General features: G+C 45.3%; 12 protein-coding genes. 11 read left to right on the top strand and 1 reads right to left on the bottom strand.

What is annotated here, in order from left to right; translation table 11 throughout:
* Nucleotides 1-135: 135 nt before the first annotated feature.
* Nucleotides 136-360, bottom strand: coding sequence for a hypothetical protein (locus tag IS446_RS14970; protein ID WP_203061562.1), 225 nt, complete (start codon nucleotides 358-360; stop codon nucleotides 136-138).
* Between the two features lie 1,400 nt (nucleotides 361-1,760).
* Here IS446_RS14970 and IS446_RS14965 point away from each other — a divergent pair.
* The 11 genes from IS446_RS14965 (at nucleotide 1,761) to IS446_RS14915 (ending at nucleotide 24,095) form a co-directional block, all read left to right on the top strand.
* On the top strand, nucleotides 1,761-3,995 hold the full coding sequence (locus IS446_RS14965) for a beta-glucosidase family protein (RefSeq protein WP_203061561.1): 2,235 nt from the start codon (nucleotides 1,761-1,763) through the stop codon (nucleotides 3,993-3,995).
* Nucleotides 3,996-4,268: 273 nt separating this feature from the next.
* Nucleotides 4,269-5,705, top strand: a complete 1,437-nt coding sequence (locus IS446_RS14960; protein ID WP_203061560.1) for an MFS transporter — start codon at nucleotides 4,269-4,271, stop codon at nucleotides 5,703-5,705.
* Between the two features lie 215 nt (nucleotides 5,706-5,920).
* Nucleotides 5,921-8,836, top strand: coding sequence for a ligand-binding sensor domain-containing protein (locus tag IS446_RS14955; protein WP_235996530.1), 2,916 nt, complete (start codon nucleotides 5,921-5,923; stop codon nucleotides 8,834-8,836).
* Nucleotides 8,837-9,296: 460 nt separating this feature from the next.
* Nucleotides 9,297-12,377, top strand: coding sequence for a SusC/RagA family TonB-linked outer membrane protein (locus IS446_RS14950; protein WP_235996529.1), 3,081 nt, complete (start codon nucleotides 9,297-9,299; stop codon nucleotides 12,375-12,377).
* A 16-nt stretch (nucleotides 12,378-12,393) separates the two neighbouring features.
* Nucleotides 12,394-14,163 carry a RagB/SusD family nutrient uptake outer membrane protein gene (locus tag IS446_RS14945; protein ID WP_203061559.1) on the top strand — a complete coding sequence of 590 codons (1,770 nt, stop codon included), beginning with the start codon at nucleotides 12,394-12,396 and terminating at the stop codon, nucleotides 14,161-14,163.
* A gap of 19 nt (nucleotides 14,164-14,182) precedes the next feature.
* A complete protein-coding gene (locus IS446_RS15570; RefSeq protein ID WP_203061558.1) occupies nucleotides 14,183-16,018 on the top strand; it encodes a PKD domain-containing protein in 1,836 nt (611 codons plus the stop codon).
* Nucleotides 16,019-16,156: 138 nt separating this feature from the next.
* Nucleotides 16,157-19,417 (top strand): carbohydrate-binding protein, encoded by a 3,261-nt coding sequence (locus IS446_RS14935; protein ID WP_235996528.1) that lies wholly within the window; start codon nucleotides 16,157-16,159, stop codon nucleotides 19,415-19,417.
* Nucleotides 19,414-20,118 (top strand): hypothetical protein, encoded by a 705-nt coding sequence (locus tag IS446_RS14930; RefSeq protein ID WP_203061557.1) that lies wholly within the window; start codon nucleotides 19,414-19,416, stop codon nucleotides 20,116-20,118. Before IS446_RS14935 ends, IS446_RS14930 begins: the two co-directional genes overlap by 4 nt.
* Before the next feature lie 45 nt (nucleotides 20,119-20,163).
* Entirely contained in the window at nucleotides 20,164-21,048 is an 885-nt protein-coding gene (locus IS446_RS14925; protein WP_203061556.1) for a glycoside hydrolase family 16 protein, read from the top strand.
* 22 nt (nucleotides 21,049-21,070) lie between these two features.
* Nucleotides 21,071-22,558 (top strand): glycoside hydrolase family 30 protein, encoded by a 1,488-nt coding sequence (locus tag IS446_RS14920; protein ID WP_394370976.1) that lies wholly within the window; start codon nucleotides 21,071-21,073, stop codon nucleotides 22,556-22,558.
* Between the two features lie 22 nt (nucleotides 22,559-22,580).
* Nucleotides 22,581-24,095 carry a sugar porter family MFS transporter gene (locus tag IS446_RS14915; protein WP_203061555.1) on the top strand — a complete coding sequence of 505 codons (1,515 nt, stop codon included), beginning with the start codon at nucleotides 22,581-22,583 and terminating at the stop codon, nucleotides 24,093-24,095.
* Nucleotides 24,096-24,210 lie beyond the last annotated feature (115 nt).

Genomic DNA, 24,210 nt, shown 5'->3' with positions numbered 1-24,210 from the left:
CTTCGCAGTGGCTACATCCGGGATACCATATGATGAAAATTACCGGTCGAAATTAGCTTGAAAAGGGGTTGGATTTTAACTCAGTTCTTTGTTGTGCTTACGTTGATTAGATTATTCAAATTCTGTACATTTCTATTAATCCTTTTTCTTTAATCGAGAATTTAAATCATCTATGATTTCATCTTTTTCGTCAATCAATATTTGATGATATCTCAAGGATGTGAAAAGAAAAACAACAAGAAGTACTATGCGGACGTCACTATTGTTGAAGCTATTTTCATCCATAGTTTTACCCAGTACCCATGCAATCACGTAAAGTATCATGGATATAAATGACACAATTTTAAATATTCTTTTCATATTTAATTTTTTATTTCAATCAATTAAGCACAACTTGTTTATATAAGTAGTTTTGTGGTTTATATCCCCCTAAATCCAGAGGTAAAACACTATCACTTACGTTGTATCGAATATAGTTTATATATGCTATTATTCAAAGGTTCTTTCCTCCTTTTCTTAAACATCTTAGTATAAAAAGAGGCGGAATAGCGAGAGGGTAACACGCTGTCGCGATGTTACGTGTAGCACAACTCCTTTCGAGCCTGCATGGATATTGGCAAACTCAGGTATCTCATTTTACTAAAAACCAAAGACTGTTTAGTAAGCTAGTAGTACGCCTCTTTTTTAATGTTTCCTTTCAATCTTTCTCCAGTCCTCTTCTACGATAACCTGATCTAAAGGACTGAAAAAATGAGATTTGGAACCTGTAGATGGTCTTTAATTTTTTATGTAATTTTAGAAATGAAAGATTTCCAAAGGTTACCCATTCGGTTACCTGGAGGGAGATAAGAAGGAATAACTCAGTGTTTATTTGACTTGAAAATATAGGTTTCATATACTGCCACCCCGACCAGAAAAGCCGAACAACATCTTGTTGTTCGGCTTTTTTTATGCCCAAAAGCGTCAAGCGCTCGCGCTTGTAAGCGAAAGGGCATAAAAAAAGCCCGTCACCAAGCTGTGGCTTGGTGCGGCTTTACTGAGCAACACCCCCACTCCAGGATCACGAGGCAGCGAGTGAATCCTGTTTTTCTTCAATTCCAATCCGTGTATAACCTTGCGTTCGTAAGCGAAAGGGTATAAAAAAAGTCCGTCAAGGCAAAGCCTTGATCGGCTTTCCTGAGCAACGCCCCACTCCAGGATCACGAGGCAGCGAGTGAATCCTGTTTTGCTTTAATTCCAATCCGTGTATAACCTTGCGTTCGTAAGCGAAAGGGCATAAAAAAAGCCCGTCACCAAGCTGTGGCTTGGTGCGTCTTTACTGAGCAACACCCCCACTTCAGGATCACGAGCGGAGCGAGTGAATCCTGTTCATCGGTATTGAGATTTTGAAAACCTCTTCCGTCAGCACATTCGTGCTGCCACCTTCCCCTGTGAGAGGAAGGAGATGTTTTTTGATTAGCGCAGTGTTGCGCTTGATCGGCTTTCCTAAGGCTCCCCACCACAGGATCACGAGCGGAGCGAGTGAATCCTGCTTTTTTCCATCCCGAATCGCTTTGAATTTCCACCATACAACTCATGATGAAAGTCATATTGAACTGTGTGAAAATTCGCTAATTTTATGACGATCAAATGGTTTTGGATACCGTAGTGGATCTCTACATGTCCTCAAGGACGCATGTAAAGATCAGGTTTTACCATCCTCAAGAGAGGAGTGAAGCGGTGTTCTATACCACCTTATTAAACTAACCAAGTACCATTTCATGAAAAAGCAATCCATACTGCACTTAGGGATCATTATGCTTATCCTCATAGGCAGTTCCTGTAAACCGGAAACACCAGAAGTTTTGAAAGAAAAAGACAACGGCATCCAGACGCCTGAACTCTCGCTGCAATACGATGAAAAGATCGACAGTCTCATTGCCTTAATGACCATCGAAGAAAAGATCGGCATGCTCCACGGCAACAGTATGTTCGCCAATAAGGCTGTTGAGCGTTTGGGAATTCCCGAGCTCACCATGGCCGACGGTCCCCTTGGTGTGCGGGAAGAGATTTCCCGCGACTCCTGGGCGCCTGCAGGATGGGATAACGACTTTGCGACCTATTACCCGGCCGGTGGCGGACTCGCAGCGACGTGGAATACCGAATTGTCGCTCCGCTTTGGACAGAGTGTAGGTGAAGAGTCCCGGGCCAGAGGAAAAGACGTCCTGCTTTCTCCGGCTATCAATATCATCCGAACTCCCCTGGGCGGACGTACCTATGAGTATTTTACCGAAGATCCGTTCCTGAACGCCCGTATGTCGGTTCCTTTTATCGTAGGGGTACAGCAAAACGACGTGGCCGTATGTGTAAAACATTACGCGGTAAACAACCAGGAAACCAACAGGGATTCTGTAGATGTCCTCGTAGACGAGCGTACACTGCGCGAGATCTACCTGCCGGCCTTTAAAGCCGCCGCTGTAGAGGCCAACGCTTATAGTTTTATGGGGGCCTACAATAAATTCCGCGGAGAATACCTCTGTGAGAATCCGTATATGCTCCAGGATATCCTGAGAGATGAGTGGGGATACAAAGGGATCGTGATCTCCGATTGGGCGGCGGTGCACGATACCAAGAAATCGCTCGAGGCGGGAACCGATATCGAAATGGGAACACCAAAACCCTTTAACGAATTCTATTTTGCCGATCCGCTGGCAGAGGCGGTAGCCAAAGGAGAAATTGAAGAAGCAGAGCTCGACAAGCACGTAAAACGTATCCTTCGCGTGATGTTCAATTTAAAGACTGTCGATGGGGTAGGTCAGAAAAAAGGGAGCATCAATACCGAAGAACACTTCCAGGACGCCTACGCCATCGCAGCAGAGTCTGTGGTATTGTTGAAGAATGAATCCGATCTGTTGCCATTGAAACTCGACGGAGTAAAGCGTATCGCAGTGATCGGGAACAACGCTACCAAGAAGAATGCTCTGGGCGGATATGGTGCCGGGGTGAAGACCAAAAGGGAGATTACACCACTGGAAGGATTAAAAGGCCGTCTTCCGGAAGGGGTTGAAGTGCAATATGCCGAAGGATACCGGGAACGCTATGCCGAAAATGAAAAGGCGGTTTTTGGAGATATTACCCTTAATGGCCCGGTGCCCATCAATGAACTGGAGCCTGAGCTGGTAGAACAGGCGCTCGATGCAGTTCGAAATTCGGACCTCACCATTGTCTTTGCCGGTTCTAACCGGGATTATGAGACCGAAGCTTCGGACCGCGCAAGTTTGGACTTGCCTTACGGACAAGAAGAACTTATCGAAAAAGTATTGGAGATCGATCCCAATGCCATTGTGGTGTTTATCGCCGGAGGGCCTTTCGACATTCAGGATATCAGTGAAAAGTCAAATGCCTTAGTTTGGAGTTGGTTCAACGGATCTGAGGGCGGTAATGCCCTGGCCGATGTCCTGCTGGGAACTGTGAATCCTTCAGGGAAATTGCCGTGGACCATGCCGAAGAAGCTGGAGGATTCTCCGGCCCATGCTACCAACAGTTTCCCCGGTGATGATTCCGTAACTTATGAAGAAGGGATCTTGGTCGGGTATCGCTGGTTCGATACTAAAAATGTTGATCCGCTCTATGAATTCGGGTACGGATTGTCTTATGCTGATTTCCAATACGGGAACATGATCACCGATAAGTCGGAATATAATGAAGAAGATACCGTTGTGGTGAATGTCGAGGTAAGCAATCGTTCTGAAGTAGACGGTAAGGAAGCGGTTCAGCTTTATGTCTCTGCCGAAAATTCTCAGGTAGAACGGGCGCAAAAGGAACTCAAGGCCTTTAACAAGGTGGCAGTACCCGCTGGCAAAACCGTGACTGTACCATTGAGCTTTAAGGTCAAAGACCTGGCCTATTACGATACCGCTCAAAAGACATGGGTCGTAGAGAAAGGGGAGTACACGATCCGGGTTGGAGCCTCATCCAGGGATATTAAAGGAGAAGCTACTATCGTAATCCGGTAAGGGAAATCAAATTGCGGTAGGGGGAACTTTTAGATGAATAATATCGTTTAGGGGTGCATACTGCTTAAATCAATATGTGACTTATAAAGGAGAGGGGGGAGTTAAGATGCTTCATCCCTCTTTTTGTTACCTCAATGATTTGAAATTTAATTTTTTAACATAAAAATCCTTATCTTTTTTCACCCAACAGAATAACGGATATAGATCCTTGTAGCCATGTGATAGATAGAACTTGTTCCAGGGGATTTTTTCCTGTTAATACCTTAAGTATATATGAGTCACCCATCTAAAAATACCAAAGGCACTGTTGCTTTTGGTCAGAAAGTAGCGTTTGGCCTTGGAATGCTAGCCAATCAAATGTTTCCTGCAGTTCTCGGTATTTTTATGGTAGTCCTGGTTCAGGACCTGGGGTTTCCCGGATGGATGTGGAGTGCGATGTACTTTTTTCCGAGGATACTAGATTCGATCACCGATCCCATTATGGGATTCATCTCCGATAATACTCGCTCCCGTTGGGGAAGGCGACGCCAGTATGTATTTATTGGAGCAATAATAATGGGAATTGCCTTCGTAGCCATGTGGCAATTGTACCGGGAGAATGGCCTTACCTACAATTTTATATATTTTATGCTGTGGTCGTTTGTTTTCTATCTCGGATTGACCATCTTCAGCGTTCCATATGTAGCTATGGGTTACGAAATGAGCGATGATTTTCATGAGCGTACCAATATCATGGCGATAGCACAATGGGTTGGGCAATGGGCATGGGTGATCGCACCGTGGTTTTGGGTGATCATGTATGATCCTGAATGGTTTCCGAATGCCGACTCTGCTACACGGGAACTCGCTATCTGGGTTGGAGTGATCTGTGCTCTGGTTGCCATGGTACCGGCCATATTTATCAAAAGCCGATCGACCTTGAATGACGATTGGCTGGCGCCCCTGTCCCTTAGTACCATCAGAAGCAGCCTCACCCGTATCTTTAAGGGATTTAGAGAGGCTTTCCAGATGATGCCTTTCAGAAGACTTTGTATTTCCACCTTTTTGATCTTTAATGCCTTTAATACCGTTGCAGCATTTTCTTTCTTTATTGTGGTCTATCATTTGTTTGAAGGCGATACTGCTGCCGCAGGCATATGGCCAACCTTGTTCGGGAGTCTGGGGGCGCTGGTCACCACAATTCTTGTGATCCCCATTGTAGCGAAGATGTCCAAGGTTCTCGGAAAGAAGAAAGCCTTTATGTGGTCTCAGGCCATTTCCATAGTAGGGTATATCATGCTTTGGTTTCTGTTTATTCCCGGTAAACCCTGGATGTTTATTTTCGCCTTACCCTTCTTTTCCTTTGGAATTGGAAGCCTTTTCACCCTAATGATGTCGATGACGGCCGATGTATGTGATCTGGATGAATACAATACCGGGAAGCGCAGAGAAGGTATTTTTGGCGCCATCTACTGGTGGATGGTGAAATTTGGATTTGCCATTGCCGGCGGGTTAAGTGGTTTGATCATATCTTATGTTGGTCTTGATCCTGATGCTGCTGTACAACCGGAAGGAGCAGTAACAGGATTGCGTTTATTTTTCTCCGGTGTTCCTATCGTGGGAACCCTACTCGCATTATGGATCATGAAAGATTACAAACTCACTGAAGCCAGGGCATACGAGATCACTGCTGCACTCGAAGTGCGCAGGGCTAAAACGACAAAATCCTGACAAACAACTCATCGTTTTATCCTGTTAGCGCAAAATTCTGTTGCTGCCTGTTTCATTCTTATAATATTTCAAAAGTGCGAGCACATAAGACGTATTTTTATTGAAAGTGATCTTAACCCCTTTAAAAACTAACGCCCTTATGACATTCGTTTTGTTCTTTTTAATTTATGTTTAATAAATTGCCAACCTCCAAGATCTACTAGAAACACTACAGCATGAATGGTATCAAGCTTAAGAAGCGACCCGGATCTTATTCGTTTGTTGCGCTGGCAGGGATATTTTGGATATATCTTTTGTCATTTAATGCTTTGCATGCGCAATTATCTGCTATTCCCGGAACTCCTTATATCAAAAATTTCACCGAGGAAGAGGTAAGGAACGACCTCACCATATTTGATGTTGCTCAGGGTGAAAAGGGTACCATGTATTTTGCTACCCCGCATGGTTTGTTGCAATTTGATGGTATCGACTGGAAGGTCAATAGCTTTGAACAAGAGTCAGATCTCAGAGCTGTTTATTACAAGGATGATTCCCGGATCTATGTATCCGGGCATGGAGGATTTGGCTATTGGTCAAAGAATGAGCTCGGTTTACTTGAATATACCAGTTTGTTTTTTAAGCGTCCCGAAAAGGATGATACGCTCCTCCCTGTCTTTTCTCAGATCGCCGAAGTTTCGGGTAAGATCCTGTTTCAGACCTTTCAACGTATCTACGTTTATGATCCGGAGGCCCATACGACAGAAGTGCTCAATGCCATTACCGGTTTTAACAAATTAATATTTTCAAAAGGTAGGGCTTTCATCCAGGATCTGGGTGGACTTTACGAGTACAGGAATGGAAAGCTCGAGTTGATCGATCCTACCAATCCGGAAGAGTTTCATATCGTTGACATCGTGGCAAAGGGGAAGGATGAGCTTCATATTATCACCAAAGACCGGGGATGGTGGAGGCTTAAGGATGGAGGCCTTCAAAAATTAGATCTTGAGGTAAATACCGCCCTGGAGCGAGCTCTGGTAAATGATGTTGCAGTGCTCGATTCTGGAAAGATGGCCCTCGGAACAGTACGGGATGGTGTTTTCATTCTTTCTAACGCGGGTAGGTTATTATCGCACCTAAAAAAGGAGGATGGTATTTCGGGAAGTTCGATTCGAAAGGCTTTTGCAGACCGGGATAATAATATCTGGTTAGGAATGGATAACGGCCTTAGTTATGTGCAAACCAATACGAAAACCAACTTTTTAATGGATTCCAAAGGTGTTTTCGGTACCGTTTATACCTGCTTTATGGAAGACTCCCTTTTGTATTTGGGAACCAACCAGGGACTATTTGTTAAAGACCTCTCTAAGGAGAATTCGGTTCCTGAACTTATAGACGAGAGTGTAGGCCAGGTGTGGACCATTGATAAACTCAATGGTAACTTACTTGTAGGATCTCACCAAGGGGTATCGGTATTGGAAGGTAAAAAGCTCACTTCATTACATAAAGAGGCTGGGGCGTGGATATTCAGAAAGCATCACAACTACGATGATATTTTGTATGTGGGTTTTTACTCCGGAATTAAAGTTTTTAAACGTTCTGGTGAAACCTGGTCCTATGTGAATAAACTGGAAAATTACGGAGAGTCTTCCAGGTTCATGGAGTTCGATAAATATGGCAACCTTTGGGTATCACACCCAACAAAAGGGTATTATCGATTGTCACTTTCTCATGACGGGTTCCATCTTCGGGACGTTGAGTTCTATGGAATAGACAACCCCTTTGTTGAGACGTATGCCTATTTCACTATAATGGATAATGAACTTGTGTTTTATAATCCCGCCGGATTATTTAATTATGACCCCATTGACAATAGTTTTACAAGATCAAAATATGCTTCGACGGTATTTAAAGGTTTAAAGGGAGTAAATAGTATTACACAAAGTGGTCAGTTCTTTTGGTATTCAACCCCGGATAATTTAGGCTCTGTACTTCGGTTGAGTAATAACTCATTCGTAAGGATAAATGAACCATTTTATTCGGTTCGGAATAAACATTTGAACGATTTTAATTCATTTACCAAACTAAACGATTCCCTTTATGCCTTTGGCATTAAGAACGGTATGGTGTTCCATGTAATGGATGGTTCTCTACAGATCACTTCAGATCACAAACAGCCGGTGATCAGGTACATACATCTTATAGGAGCTAAGGATACCATTTTAGCTCCGATCGACCAGAAGGATGTTTTTGAGATACCATACAGTAACCGAATGGTTGAGATAGGGGTCTCTCATGCCAAGGTGGCCCTTTCCAATCCAAGAACCATTCAGTATAAACTTAGTGGTATAAGTAATGAATGGCAGGATATGGACCTTCGATCTCCATTGAGTTTTCCCGGGTTGTCTCCTGGAACCTATACACTGGAGGTCCGTACAGATGCCGGAGCCGACAATACCTCACCTGTATTAAAAAAGAGTTTCAGGGTTAATCCGCCATGGTATTTCAGTAATACGGCATTCTTCACCTATTTTCTTTTTGTTGTTGTTTTTAACCTGGGATATCGAAATTATTTTAAGAAGAAAGCTCAAAAGGACCTGGATGAACTGAAACAAAAGGAGGAGGAGAAACGCTTGAGGCAAATGGAGAAATTTGAACTGGAGCGATTGGCATCAGAAAAGGAAAAGTTACTGCTCAGGGAAGAGAAGCTGCAATTGGCAGTGGTTAAGAAAAACTCAGAACTCGCCACATCCACCCTTAATAATATCAAAAAGAAGGAGTTGCTTAATGAGTTGATCGAAGATATTAAAGCCATCGACAAGGAGGTGCTCAACAGTAAACTTAATCGCCCGATCAAGAATGTGATCAAAAAGATCAATAAGCACCTCGATGATAAAGATGATTGGCTCACCTTTGAGCTTAACTTTAAAAATGCGCATACCGACTTTTTTGATAACCTGGCCGAACGTCACCCCGATCTTTCTCCCACTGAAATAAAGCTAAGTGCTTATCTTAAAATTAACCTTTCTACAAAGGAGATCGCATCGCTTATGAACATCTCTGTTAAGAGTGTTGAGCAGGGGCGTTGGAGATTGCGCAAGAAACTTGATCTTCCCAAGGACGTGGGCCTTGTAAATTACTTTCAAACGTTTTAGTTGTAGGGTGTTATATCTCTCATTGTCAGCTTTTTGTGTGTTTCTTGTAGAGGTTTTGTAGACTGCTCTACAACGTAGCTCACAGGTTTTGTAGAGGCTGGTTTTAAGGCACGTACTGTGCTTTTAGGAGATATTTGTTTAGCGTTATTTATCATGAATCTTATCTGGTCAAGATACGTTCATGTGAAACCAGACAAATATGTTGCTACCTCTAAAAATAGTGTTTTCAGACTTCGGTCTTATTTCATTTATAACATCTGCGCTCCAACCCTTAAGACTCGGGATCTCCAAAGCACTTTTGGGGTTATGCACCCCGGTAGCTTTTTTATCTATCACAATTGTTAACAAATTTTTGCAGCACTTCACTTTTCGCATCGGATCGTGGCCTTTTCGTGCTGGGGCAGGGAATAGGATCCGACGATATGACAACCTAATATTTAAAATTAAATTCAACTAAACTATGGAAGAAAAGCTATCGATTCTTTCGAAACATTTAAAAATGCTGTCTTTATTGTTGCTGGCATTTTTTGTGAACCTGGGAATCGGGTTTGCCCAGGATCAGGTCTCCGGTGTGGTGATGACCGATGGTGATTTGCCCTTACCCGGAGCTAATATCATTATCAAGGGAACGACCAATGGAACACAATCTGATTTTGATGGTAAATTCTCGATCAACGCAATAGCCGGCGATGTACTCGTTGTATCCTATATTGGTTTTGTAACCCAGGAGATCACTCTTGGAGAGCAAACCTATATAACGATCACTCTGAAAGAAGATATGGACGTTCTCGATGAAGTGGTCGTGGTGGGGTATGGTACCAAATCGAAGGCAAAACTTATTTCTGCTGTATCTACTGTAGATGAAGAAACCTTAAAGCAACAGCCTGTGCCTAATGTGAGTAATGCCCTTGAGGGGCTGGCGTCAGGTCTCTTTGTGCAACAGAGTTCCGGAGAGCCCGGATTTAGTAATTCCAGCTTTGAGATCAGAAACTTTGGTAGTGCCCTCGTAATTGTCGATGGAGCACCTGGAGATCTCAACCAGTTAGATCCTAATGAGATCGAAAATATCTCTGTACTTAAGGATGCTGCAGCCGCAGCAGTCTATGGAGTTCAGGGGGGTAACGGTGTTGTATTGATCACCACCAAAAGAGGTAGTATTGGAAAGCCAACCCTTAATTACAGTAACCAATTCACCTTTACCGGATTCACGGCTTATCCCGAATACCTAAGTTCAGGAGATCGCGCAGAGATCCTCAATGAGGGATTGAGAAATGCAGGGCTTGATCCTTTTTATACTGAAGAGGAAGTGGCCTTATTCAGGTCGGGAGCAGATCCAATTAATTATCCGAATACCGATTGGAGGGATCTGGTACTTAAAGATTGGGGCTTCCAACAACAACACAATATGAATATCTCCGGAGGTGGAGAAAAAGTAAGGTACTTTGTTTCTGCCGGTTTTGTAGATCAGGGGTCTAATTATACTGCCGATGTATTGAACTTCCAGCGTTACAACCTGAGAGCAAATATCGATGCCGATATTACAGACGAACTGAAACTGAATTTTAATATGGGAGGTCGTCGACAATTACAGGAAGCACCTGCTTACTCTGCTTATGATATCTTTCGTGAGCTGAGCAGGTCTCTGCCTTCTGACCTCGCGTATTACCCAGACGGAACACCGGCCAGACCAAGTACAACCCCGAACCACGTGGTTGAAGGTCTCAGAGATTTTAACGCCGGTTACTACCGTACCAGAAACAATAACTTCGATGCTAAGATGTCTCTGACCTGGGATGTAAAGCAGGTTGAAGGACTTACACTTAAAACTTACGGATCTGTAGTGTATAACAACTTCTTTTCTAAAGATTGGGGGAAGAGTTATGAGCTTTATACGCTCAACAGACAAACCGGAGAATACGATCCGTTCACTGCAGTGCCTGAAGGTGCATTTAGTGAAACGATATTAGAGCAGGGTTCTAATTACAGTAATCACTACGTAATGCAGAACTCCATTGCCTACGATCGTACCTTCGGAGAGCACCATGTTTCTGCGCTGTTGCTATCGGAAGTACAACAGATCCAGGGAGAGAATATCAGCGCACGTCGTCAGGATTTTCAATCGACCCTTATCGATCAACTCTTTGCAGGTTCACTGGAAAATCAGGGGGCGAACGGAGGAGAGTTTCGTGAGAACCGTCTCGGATTCGTAGGTCGTTTCAGTTACGATTTTGCTTCCAGGTATTTTGTGGAGTCATCGTACAGATACGACGGTTCGTCCCGATTTGCACCTGAGAATCAATGGGGACTCTTTCCTTCCCTTTCTATTGGGTGGAGAATCTCAGAGGAAGGTTTCTTCCAACCATGGAAAGATACCGTATCTAACCTGAAGCTTCGTGCCTCTGTGGGTACTGCAGGGTTCGATGGTACGGCGGCATACCAGTGGTTGAGCGGATTTAATTTTAATCACTTCTTTGTGATCAATGAAACAGCACTGCCTACCATAGACAATGCTGCTTTACCTAATCGTGCGATCACGTGGGAGACCAATACCACCTACGATGTGGGACTCGACGCTACCTTCTTTGATAACAGCCTTGGTTTCTCGTTCGATTATTTCTACCGTAAACGTGAAGACGTGATCGCCGGAGCCAATGCCAGTGTACCAAGTACACTCGGAGTAGCTTTGGCTGCAGAGAACCTCTACGAATTCTCTGATGAAGGATTTGAATTCTCGATCAACTATAATAAGCAGGTAAGCGAGAATTGGAAACTTAACGGATTGCTTAACTTCTCTAAGTCGAGAGAGAAAGCGCTCTTTATCGATGAGACCCTGCAGGAAGATCCTTTTATGAGAGAGAACCTTACCATAACCGGTGGTTTCACTGGATTGCGCAGAGGATATATCTCAAACGGTTTGTTCCAAAGTCAGGAGGAGATCAATGCTCATGCCGTTCAGGATCAGAACAATAACTCCAGTTTGCAACCCGGGGATGTTCGTTATGTCGATCTGAACAACGATGGTACTATCGATGTAAAAGACCAGAAGGTCTTTGGCCGAGGTAGTAAGCCTGCCGTGAACTACTCCCTGAATCTCGGGGCAGAGTATAAGAATTTCTCACTCTCTGTACTGTTAACCGGTGCTGCCGGATACGATATCTATCTTGAAGGCGAAGCTCAGAGTCCGCTGCGAAATGGATTCAACGGTTACGACTACCTCAATGATTACTGGACTCCGGAGAATACCGATGCGACCTTCCCGAGGATCACCAACGGTGGATTTAATGAGAATAACTACAAGTATTCAGATTACTGGACAAGAGACGGAAAGCATTTACGTCTTAAGAATATTAATCTGGGATATACCCTGCCAAAGGTAAACTGGTTGTCGGCTTTCCAGGAGATCAGGCTATTCGTTACCGGATATAACCTGTTCGTACTGAAAAGTTTTGATGAAGACTTTGACCCTCAGATCGGATCCGGTCTTGGATGGTATTATCCGCAGACCAAATCCTACACTTTTGGTTTAAATATTTCAATTTAAAAATACGCACTACGATATGAAGCTTATTAAAATTATAGTTGCTGCGATCCTGTTTGTAAACGTGTTATCATGTTCGGACGACTTTTTGAGTCAGCCTCCTTTGGATCGTGTCACCGAGAATGACGTATGGAACGATAAGAATTTGATGGATGCTTATTTGTTCAAGATCTATGATCGTATGGTATGGGATTACCTGGAAGATTTTTGGGGTGTTGGTGGTTCACACCGTGATGCTCTTTCTGATCTGGCTCGTGGAACCTATTCCTGGACGGCACTAAACAATGTATATCGTCCCGGAAACTGGGGAACCGCAAATAACACCTGGCCAACCGACTGGTGGGGTTACGATGTGATGTGGAAGATCAATTATTCTCTCGAGAATATCGCCAATACTCCGGGGAGTGTGCTCACCGATGAGGAGCGTAACAACCGACTGGGAGAACTACATTTCCTAAGAGCATACGCTTATTTTGATATGGTGAAGCGCTATGGAGGAGTGCCGATCATTCTGGAAGCGCAGGATCCTAAAACTACGCCCCAGGAGGAATTATTCCCTGAGCGAAATACAGAAAAAGAGGTGTACGATCAGATCCTGGCAGATGCACAAATAGCCTTCGATCTTTTACCGGAAGTATGGTCTGCACAGCGGGGTCGCGCTTCGAGATGGGCTGCTAAGGCATTGGAGTCAAGAGCTGCCTTGTACGCCGGAAGTATCGCAAGGTATGGTACGGTGCAGCTGGATGGCGTTGTTGGAATTCCTGCCGGTGATGCAGAAACCTACTACAGAAAGGCCCTGGAAGCATCTCAGCAAGTGATCAATGAATCAGGACACATCTTATTCAACAAGTATCCTGATCCAAGTGAAAATTACGCCAGACTCTTTTTGGATGAGACCGAAGATGAAACGATCTTCTCTAAGCTATGGATCCCTTTTGAAAAAGGACATTCATATGACCTCCATAATGTACCTTTTAGCTACCGTGTAGACTGGGGGGCAAGTATGTCGCCTACAAAGCAACTTCTGGATAGTTATGAGATGCTCGACACCGGATTATTACCGGAAGAAGCCGGTTCCGGATACGATGAGAACGATCCTTTTGCGAACAGAGATCCACGAATGAAAGGTACCCTCCTTACCAATTTGGATACCTTCCAGGGATCGCCTGTAGAAGTTTGGTACGGTACAGAAAGAGACGGGGCTATCGATACTGAACGTGGTACGGGAGTAGGGAAAGACGGATTGGGAATTCACCCCGATGCGACCAAGACCGGATTCTATATTAGAAAATACCTTCAGGATGGTGGATCTCCCCTGTTCATTCAGGAGTATTATTCAGGTACGGACTGTATTATTTTCCGTCTGGGAGAGATCTATTTGAACGGGGCAGAAGCTGCGATCGAATTGAATGACGAAAGTCTTGCGAGAGACCTTATCGAACCCTTAAGAAGACGTGCAGGGCTTCAACAGAACCTACGTCTTGAGCCATATGCGGGAACAGCATTGAGAGACCGTATTCGTAATGAACGTAAACTTGAGCTAGCCTTTGAAGATCACCGCTATTGGGATGTAAGAAGATGGAGAATTGCCACAGAAGTGTTGAGCATTCAGGTGGAAGGGATAAGAACTCTGAGACATATCGACGGATTCGGTAATGAGACCTTTACCTATGAGACCTTTGATGCGGAAGCCACGCCAATGCGATTCGATGAAAGGCATTATTATTTCCCCATTGGTCAGTCAAGAACCAACAACAACCCGAAATTGGTAGAAAACCCATTGTACTAATTCCGAAAAAATAGCATTCATGAAAACATTAAATATTATAAGCAAATTATTTCTGCTCATCTTCTTTGCTGCGTTTACAGCCTGCGACGATGATGAAGATTTTGCAGCGACTCCTCCTACCAGTGAGGATGCAGCATACTCCTTTACATTTGACGAGGAGAACCCGAACAAGGTTCACTTTAAAGCTGAACCCGGGAAAGAAACCTGGTATACGCATTGGGACTTCGGAGACAACAGTGCTGCCGAAGGCCTGGAGGCAAGTAAGGTGTACCTTAAAAAAGGAGATTACGATGTGCGTTTCAAGATCTTTACCGATGGGGGAACAGCAGAATCTGTTCAGACCGTGGTGATCAACCAGGATTTTGAAGGACCTAACGTATTGCAGAACGGCGAGTTTGAAGGAAGCGACCCATGGACGATCCTGCCGATCTCTGATGGGGTAGCCGTGAATTTTGACAATGGCGAAGCCCGGTGGACCGGAGGCGGATGGGGTCAGCAAGGGATCTACCAGGCCTTTAGCGTACTACCTGATAACCTGTACCAGATCTCAATGGACATCAAAGGAGGTCCGCTAACCGATTCATGGTTCGAAGTATATGTAGGTATGGAAGCACCGGTACCCGGACAGGATTATGCCGATGGTGGTGCGCGTCTCGCCCTGAATACTTGGGCAGGATGTGGCGGAGAGCCGTTTGATGGTGATTTTGTAGAGATCAATTGTGCCGGTAGCGGACCTACTTTTGAATTTGCAACAGGAGGTACGGCCTACCTCGTTATTCGCGGTGGAGGTGCCGATTATGGCGCTAACGGAGTTTCTATTGATAATGTAGCTATTCGTTCCCTGGAATCGACAGAAGTAGCGCCACCACCACTGGCTGCAAGCTTCACTTCCAGTCTTGAAGGACTTACAGCGACCTTTACCAATGCTTCAGTAAATGCCACCAGCTATAGCTGGGATTTTGGAGATGGTGCAGGGACTTCTACAGATGAGAATCCGTCCTATACCTATAATGAAGGTGGAACGTACACCGTTACCCTTACCGCATCGAACGATACCGAATCGGTTCAGTTTACAGAAACCATTACCGTGACCGATCCGAATGCTGCTCCTGAGGTAGGATTTACTTCTTCCATTTCCGGTTTAGAGGTAACCTTTACCAATACAACGACCAATGCAGTAAGCTATGCATGGGACTTTGGCGATGGCATGGGAACTTCGGCCGATGAGAATCCCGTATATGCTTACCAGCAGGCCGGTACATATACTGTAACCCTTACCGCTACCAGTGAAGGAGGTGCAACCGGTGAATTCACAGCCGATGTTACGGTAGAAGAGATCACTTCAAGTACCAATTTTATAAACAACGGTAGCTTCGACGATGACGCCGGATGGACGGTGACTAACCACTATGAGGTAGCCAATACTCTTGGCTCTGTTACCATCGCAGATGGCGCAGTTAAAATTGATGAGACCGAGGCCGGACCATGGAAGCATGTAGGTCTATACACCGCGGTAACACTTGAGCCGGGAATCTACCAATTCGAGATGGATATGACCTATACAGAGATCAATGACGTTTGGGGTGAAGTATACATCGGAACCCAGGAACCACAGCAAAATGTAGATTATTCAGGAGATCAGCGCGTATTGGTAGCTTATAACGCATGGGATTGCGCCGATGCCAAAACCTATAATGGTAAAGCGACCGAAAGCGGTTGTGATCCTGAAGCCAATCCGGGTCAGTTCGAGATCACTGCGGCGGGGACCTATTACCTGCTGTTCAGAACCGGAGGTGCTACCTATGGTCCTGACGGAATCGTGATCGACAATATGTCTTTGTTGAAAGTTAATTAAATATTGAAGTCATAAGATGAGGTCGTATGAAAACATAAAACCGGGCAACCATCCCCTTTTTAGTTCATGCGGCCTTATTTCTTATGAGGTATTACACCAAACCTCTTTACGATATAAAAGGGGATAAAATCAACAGAGATGAAAAGAATAATGATAATTATAGGTTTCTTCCTGACGATGGGAGTTACCTGGGGCCAGAACTTAAAGGCTCAAGGGAAGGTCATAGTGAATGCCCAGGGCGACGAAGTCCTTTTGAGAGGTGTTGGTCCGGGTGGCTGGCAGATCATGGAAGGGTATATGATGCAAACTTCCGGAGTTGCAGGATCCCAACATGAGATCAGGGAAAAACTGATCGATCTGATGGGAGAAGCCAAAACAGAAACCTTCTTCGAAAAGTGGCGTGCCAATCATTTTACGCAACGCGATGTAGATTCACTGGCAGCCTGGGGATTTAACAGTATTCGAATTCCTATGCACTACAACCTGTTCACCTTGCCCATAGAAGAAGAGCCTGTTCCAGGAGAGAACACCTGGATCGAAACAGGATTTGAGCTCATTGATAACGTATTGGCATGGGCGGCACCCCATGATATGTATATCATTCTTGATATGCATGCGACACCCGGCGGACAGGGCAGGGGCTCAGAGATCAATGATTACGATCCTTCCAAGCCATCCTTGTGGGAAAGTCAGGAAAATCGCGACAAGCTGGTAGCCCTTTGGGGGCGCATTGCAGAACGCTATAAGGACCATCCCTGGATCGGGGGGTACGACCTCATCAATGAAACCCACTGGGAGTTACCGGGAAATACCGCCTTAAGGGAGATCTATGGGCGTATTACCGATGCGATACGAGCTGTAGATACCGAGCACATTATTTTTATTGAAGGAAATTCCTATGCCAATGACCATAGCGGTCTCACCCCGCCATGGGATGATAACCTGGTGTACAGTTTTCATAAATATTGGAATACCAACAAGCCGGGTGACCTCGATTGGATATTGCCGCTCAGAGAACAATACAACGTTCCTTTGTGGATGGGAGAATCAGGAGAAAATTCCAATACCTGGTTTACCGATGCGGTGACCTTATTTGAGAACAACAATATAGGCTGGGCCTGGTGGACCATGCGTAAGATCGGCGATATCGATAGTCCGTACGCTGTAGATGTCAATCCCGGGTATCAAAAAGTGATCGACTACTGGAAGGGAGAAGGGCCAAGACCCACCGAAGATGAGACCTATGCCGCAATGATGCAGCTTGCCGAAAATTTATTGGTCGATAACAGCCGGTACAGAAGAGATGTTCCCGACGCATTGATCAGACAAGTAGCAACAGATGATACCAAGCCTTTTGAAGGTACCCCGGCGAGCATTCCCGGTATTATTTACGCTGCTAATTTTGACCTCGGTAAGAACGGATATGCGTATTTTGATACCGATGTGGCCGATTACAACCTGTCTACCGGTCAATTTGAAGCCTGGAACAAAGGATGGTCTTATCGTAATGACGGGGTAGATATCGAAAAGAATGAGGATAACGTAAATAGCAACGGTTTTCACGTAGGGTATGTCGATAAAGGTGAATGGTTGAAGTACACGGTCAATATCGCTGCCACAGGAGTATACCGGGCTACCGTAAGGGTAGCAACCCAGGAGAGTGGCGGAGCCTTTTTTCTCTCTCTCGACGGACAGGAGATCACCGCTAACCAAAAAGTAACCACTACGGGGGGCTGGACCTCCTTTGTGGATATTGAAATTCAAGGCATACAACTGGAAGAAGGGGTCCATGACCTTAAACTGCATTTTGCAAATAATACGCCGGTAAACCTGAGTAGCATTTACTTTGAAGCTTCAGGAAATACAGGTGCCATCCCGGTAAAGATCCTGAACGGTCAGACCGGTGATGATCACAGATCGATCGCATTGACCATGAACGAATCCCTGTTGCCAGCCTCTCTTGAGGGTAGTGCCGAACACTTTCAGGTCATGGTGAACGATAATGAGGTGGTCGTAAACACCGTAATTCCTGTAGAGGGAAACGACAGACGTTTTGCCCTGATACTCGACGATTATGTATTAAGCGGTGATAAGGTAACGGTAAGTTACTCCGGAACTATGATCACTTCTGATTCGGGAGATCCCCTGGAGGTATTTGAAGACCTCGAGATCAATGATCTCCTTAAAGAGATCTTCGTTCTTCCGGGGAAACTTGAGATGGAAGACTATGATTACATCGAGGGAATGGGTACCGAAGAATCGACCGATGAAGGAGAAGGGCGCAACCTCAATTATACCGACGCCGGCGACTTTGCAGACTATACCATTTTTGCCCCGGGAGCCGGGAACTATGGGTTGCAATTTCGATTTGCAGGTTTTGATCAGGGGCGTGTCGGCCTTTACCTGGTTGGTGATCTCGGAGAAGAAACCGAATTGGTCGTTGTTAACACTCCTGTTACCAATGGTTGGCAAACCTGGGAAACGGTTACGGCAACCATGTTTCTTGAAAAAGGTATCCACAAGATGAGAATGCGCGTTTTGGCCGGAGGCTTCAATTTTAATTGGATCGCTTTTGGTCCGCCGGATTCCGATGGCGATGGTGTTTTGGATGAGGTAGACAGGTGTCCGGACACCCCGGAAAATGCCGCGGTAGATGTACATGGTTGCGAAGTGTTTTCACTCCCAGCCAACAATTATGCCCTTAGCGTTTTTTCAGAAACCTGTCGTGCCGAGAATAACGGAGGTATTCAAATTTCAACGCAGCTGGAGTACCCCTACACCGCAACACTGTCGGGAGAAGGGGAACAACATAGGATGACATTCACCACAGAAGCTGAATTTAGCGGTCTGAGTGCAGGTACCTATCGTATGTGTATCACCATTGAAGGGAATGCAGACTACGAACAGTGTTTTACCGTGGTGGTCGCAGAACCTGATGATCTGGGTGTAACTACAGGTGCCAAAGCGCAAGAGCCGAATAAGATCGTTGTTGCATTAAAAGGAGCTAAGACGTATTATGTGACCCTGAATGAACAAACCATTACAACCGGTCGGAGTGAGCTAACCCTGGACCTGAGTCCCGGTGTGAACACTCTGGAGGTGCGAACCGATGTGGTATGTCAGGGTACTTATAAGGAAACACTGATCTATGCAGAAAAGCCTATGGTCTTTCCGAACCCGGTTACCAGCGATGCCATTCAGGTATATTCAGCTTTATTCCTGAAGTCGACAGCCACAACAGCATTGTACAATATCACCGGAAAGCTACTGCGTTCTGAAAAGCATGTTCCGGGAAGTGATCAACTTCGAATCGATATGAGTGGATTGCCCCAGGGGGTTTATCTGTTGAATGTAGGCCTGGAAGACGAAATGTTTAATTATAAAATCATCAAGAAATGAAAGCATTTATAAAAGTATTCCCGATGATCCTATGCAGCGCTTTGGTTTCGTTTTCTTGCAGTAGTGGCGATGAACCGGGTGATGACCCCGGAAGTGCAACTGCTCCCGGGAAAGCAGTGTTGTTATTTCCGTATAACAATACTGAATGCAATGAAGGACGTGTTTTATCGGACACAGAAACCGAAGTTACTTTTGAATGGGAAGATGCTGCTAATGCCACCTCCTATGAGCTTATTGTTACTAACCTTGCAGACGGAAGTAGTAAAACCCTGAAAACGAATAAGAATATGTTTCCTGCGCGGTTACTCCGTGCGACACCATACACCTGGAAGGTGCGGTCGAAGAATGCAAACAGCAATCTTACGGCAGATAGTGAACCATGGAAGTTCTACAATGCCGGACTCCCCGGGGAAAGTCACCCCCCTTTTCCTGCTGAGGTTGTGAGTCCAAAAATGGGCGCTACCATAGAAGGCACTACGGTTACCCTGTCATGGGAAACTTCAGATATTGACAATGATATCGTATCTTACAGCGTCTTTGCAGATACCCAATCGCCTCCGGAAACTATGGTAACCGAAACCAGTGTAAAAAATGTTTTGATCCCCATAACTTCGGGTAATATCTATTACTGGAAAGTGGTCACTACCGATGCTTTGGGAAACGCATCAGACTCGCCGGTTTTTCAATTTTATGCGAATTAATTCACAACAGACCAAAAATAAATAACATCTAAAAATTACTGTACAATGAAACAGGCATATCATTTAAAATGGCTCGCCCTGGTCGGGATAGCAACAGTTTTACTCTCGTGTAAAACAGAGACTAAAAAAGAAGCACAAGATACGGCAACTGGCGGGGTTACTGAGAGTTCCTCCGTCTGGGAAGTCGACTTTTTTGACGATTTCGACACCTTTAATGAGGACAACTGGCAGGAACAGCGTATTTGGGTAAACAATGAATTTCATTGCTATGTTCCCGATGGGCAATATGGCACCCGTGAAGTAAGCGATGGTTCTCTAAAGATCAAGGTCGTAAGCCTCGAAGAGGAATTGCCTTGTGACAACCTGGACAAGTTCGGGAAACAACATCCTGACACGCGCTACGTCTCCTCCAGGATCGTGACCAAGAACCGAAAGGAGTTTGTAAAAGGTAAGTGGACGGCTCGTTTAAAGATCCACGATAACGGACAAGCGAGTATGTTCCCTGCGTGGTGGCTATTGGGAGCTCAAAATAATGAGCCACCCGTACAGGAGGAAGATGAGAATGTTTGCTGGCCAATGACCGGTTCTGGAGAGATCGATATTTTCGAACACCACGGTGACCACCATAAGGATCGCTTTACTACCGGCGCCATTAAGAGCGAAGGCGAATGCGATAAAGGTGACTGGTGGAGCATGCGTAAAGATTTTCCGGCAACTTTGGGTGAGTATCACGAATACTCTGTAGAGTGGGAAGGAAGTGATCTGGTGTACCGTCTGGATGGCGAGGAGATCTACAGAAACGAAGGGCAAGGAGATAAATACCCTGAAGCCATGTTCGCTATTCTGAACTTTGCCAAGATCACAGACGCTCCTATGGAAGGCGAATGGGTGATGGAAGTTGATTGGGTAAAACACGAAGCCAAAAAGTAAGTAACATCAATTATACTGTAAGATGACCAATACCTCTATATGTCAATGGCTTTTGCTGGGAGTTTTTGTCGGACTGGTTTCCTGTTCGGGATCTGCAACTCAAAAGCAAAACAATGAAATGAAAGAACAAACTTCTGAAAGCAGTTATAAAGGCAGTTCCCTGGTTGTATACACTACGGCCAGGGATACTGCTTTGCGACTGGCCAAAACGCATGAACTTCAATTTGAAGGGAAGGTACAACCCCTGGAAACCGAAGTGGCTGTGATGGTAAATCCGCAAAAGACCTTTCAGGAGTTCCTGGGTATCGGAGGTGCCATTACCGATGCTTCTGCTGAAGTTTTTTCAACCTTGAGCCCTGCCCAACAGGAAAAACTCTTAACAGCTCTTTACGGAAAGGACGGGAATGCTTACAACATTATCAGAACCAGTATTCACAGTAGTGACTTCGGACTCGGTAGTCATACCTATATAGAGGAAGGCGATGCTGAATTAAAGACATTTTCCATTGAAAAGGACAAGGAAAAGCGCATTCCAATGATCAAAAAGGCGATCGATCTCGTTGGCGACGACCTGGTGTTTTACGCCAGTCCATGGAGTCCGCCTGCGTTTATGAAAACCAATAACCATATGCTTAGGGGAGGGAAACTCCTTCCCGAATACCGTCAGGCATGGGCCAATTACTATGTGAAGTTTATCGAAGCCTATGAGGCCGAAGGGATCCCGGTATGGGGACTTACAGTGCAAAATGAGCCCATGGCCGTGCAGCGTTGGGAGTCGTGTATCTATACCGCCGAAGAAGAGCGTGATTTTGTAAAAGATTATTTGGGACCTACTTTGGAAAAGGCCGGGATGGGCGATAAAAAGATCGTGGTATGGGACCACAATCGCGACCTGATCACCGACAGGGCCAATACGATCCTCGAAGACCCTGAAGCTGCAAAATATGTTTGGGGGATCGGGTTTCACTGGTACGAGACATGGACCGGTGGGTTACCTAAATACGATAACCTTAAAAATATCAATGAATCTTTCCCATCCAAGAATTTACTGTTTACAGAAGGGTGTCAGGAAGGGTTCGACCCTGAGCTCATGTTCTACTGGCCTAATGCAGAACGTTACGGGAATTCGATGATCAACGATTTCAACAGCGGGGTTGTAGGGTGGACCGACTGGAATGTATTGCTCGACGAACGCGGTGGCCCGAACCATGTGGAGAACTTTTGCTTTGCTCCGGTTCATGCCAATACGAAAACAGATGAACTTATCTTTACGCCAACTTATTATTATATTGGCCACTTTTCCAGATACATACAGCCCGGTGCTAAACGGGTGAGTACTACCACGAGCAGAAGTACGCTGGAAAGTACTACATTTGTTAATGTTGATGGAAGCATGGCCACCGTGGTGATGAATTCTACAGACGAACAGATCGCGTATAAAATGATCGTGGGAGATAGTGAGGTCAACCTTGAGATCATGCCCCATGCGATGCAAACATTGATCTACTAACAGACGTTATAACCATCTTACCATGAATAAAGGGTATACTATTTTTATCAGCCTCGTCGTTGCTTTGGGAGGCTTTCTTTTAGGATTTGACAGTGCCGTGATCTCCGGCGCCGTGAACGGGATCACAACGTATTTCCAGATGTCCGATTGGGAACTGGGCTTTGCCGTAGGCTGTGTGATCTTCGGCGCCATGGCCGGGAATATCTCTGCCGGTCCGTTAAGCGACCGTTTTGGCCGTAAGAACATTCTTATTGTTACCGCGATTCTTTTCACGGTTTCTGCCACCTGGTCGGCCCTGGCAACCGGATACGTCGAATTTGTCGTAGCCCGTATCATCGGGGGTGTCGGGATCGGGGGTGCCATTCTTATTGCGCCTATTTATATCGCAGAGATCGCTCCGCCAAAGCTCAGAGGGAGTCTGGTATCGTTAAATCAGCTCAATATCGTGATCGGTATCTCGGTAGCGTATTTCTCAAATTATTTCCTTAAAGATATCGAAGGCGAAAGCTGGAGGTGGATGCTGGGAGTTGAAGCTATTCCGGCCTTCATCTATTTCCTGGCGCTTTTCTCTGTACCTCGGAGTCCGCGTTGGCTTATTCAAAGTCAGAACCTGAAGAAGGCTGCGGAAAAGATCCTGGTAAAGATCGGAGGGAAGGACTATGCCGAACTCACCCTGCAGGAGATCCAGCGTGGGGTGGATAAAAAGGAGAAGAAAGGAACAATTTCAGACCTGTTCAGCAGCAGGATGCGTACCATCATCATCATTGCTCTGGGAATCGCATTCTTCCAACAGATCACAGGGATCAATGCCATATTCTATTATGCACCGACCATCTTCGAACAGGCCGGTGGAAGTACCGATTCGTCTTTCCTCCAGGCCATCGTGGTTGGTTTGACCAACCTCGTATTCACTCTGGTAGCGATCCGTCTTATCGATAACCTGGGCCGAAAGCCCTTACTGATGATCGGAACCGTTGCGATGACCATTGCCCTTTCTATGGCCACCTATGCCTTTTATAAGGCTACGTACACCCTGACTCCTGAAGCGATAAGCCAGGTAGCGTCGGAAGAGGTTCAGGAAGCAATTAAGTCACTTGAGGGAAGCACCTTCTATTCACAAAAGGAATTATCAGAAAACCTTCAGCCTTTGCTTACAGAAGCACAGCTACAGGATTTTAAACGCAATGAGACCAAGAAGTTCATTTCTATCAATGCCACCCTGGTATTGATCGCTATTCTGCTTTATGTGGCGGCGTTTGCGATCTCTCTGGGACCGGTGATGTGGACCTTGCTTTCGGAGATCTTCCCCGGGAATGTTAAAGGGATCGCCATTTCGGTGGTTGGATTCTTTAACTCTTTGGTGAGTTATACCGTTACCCAGTTCTTCCCCTGGGAACTATCGAACCTTGGACCAACGATAACCTTTGCCATATATGCGGTGCTGGCCTTACTGGCCCTGTTCTTCGTAATGAAGTTCGTGATCGAAACCAAAGGGAAAACCCTGGAAGAGGTCGAAGAGCTGTTGCTGGTTAAATAAGCTTGAACAAACGACCGTAATATCATAGAAACCCTCGCCTTGCGTGGGTTTTCTTTTTTTGCACCATTTTCTATTGGAACATACCTGGGCAATGTAGTTTTAGCCCTACATAGTT

The sequence above is a fragment of the Robertkochia sediminum genome, assembly GCF_016786255.1.
In the GTDB taxonomy this organism is placed as follows: Bacteria; Bacteroidota; Bacteroidia; order Flavobacteriales; family Flavobacteriaceae; genus Robertkochia; species Robertkochia sediminum.
The sequence above is the reverse complement of the archived record's forward strand: the minus strand, read 5'-3'. Positions and strand labels throughout refer to the sequence as shown.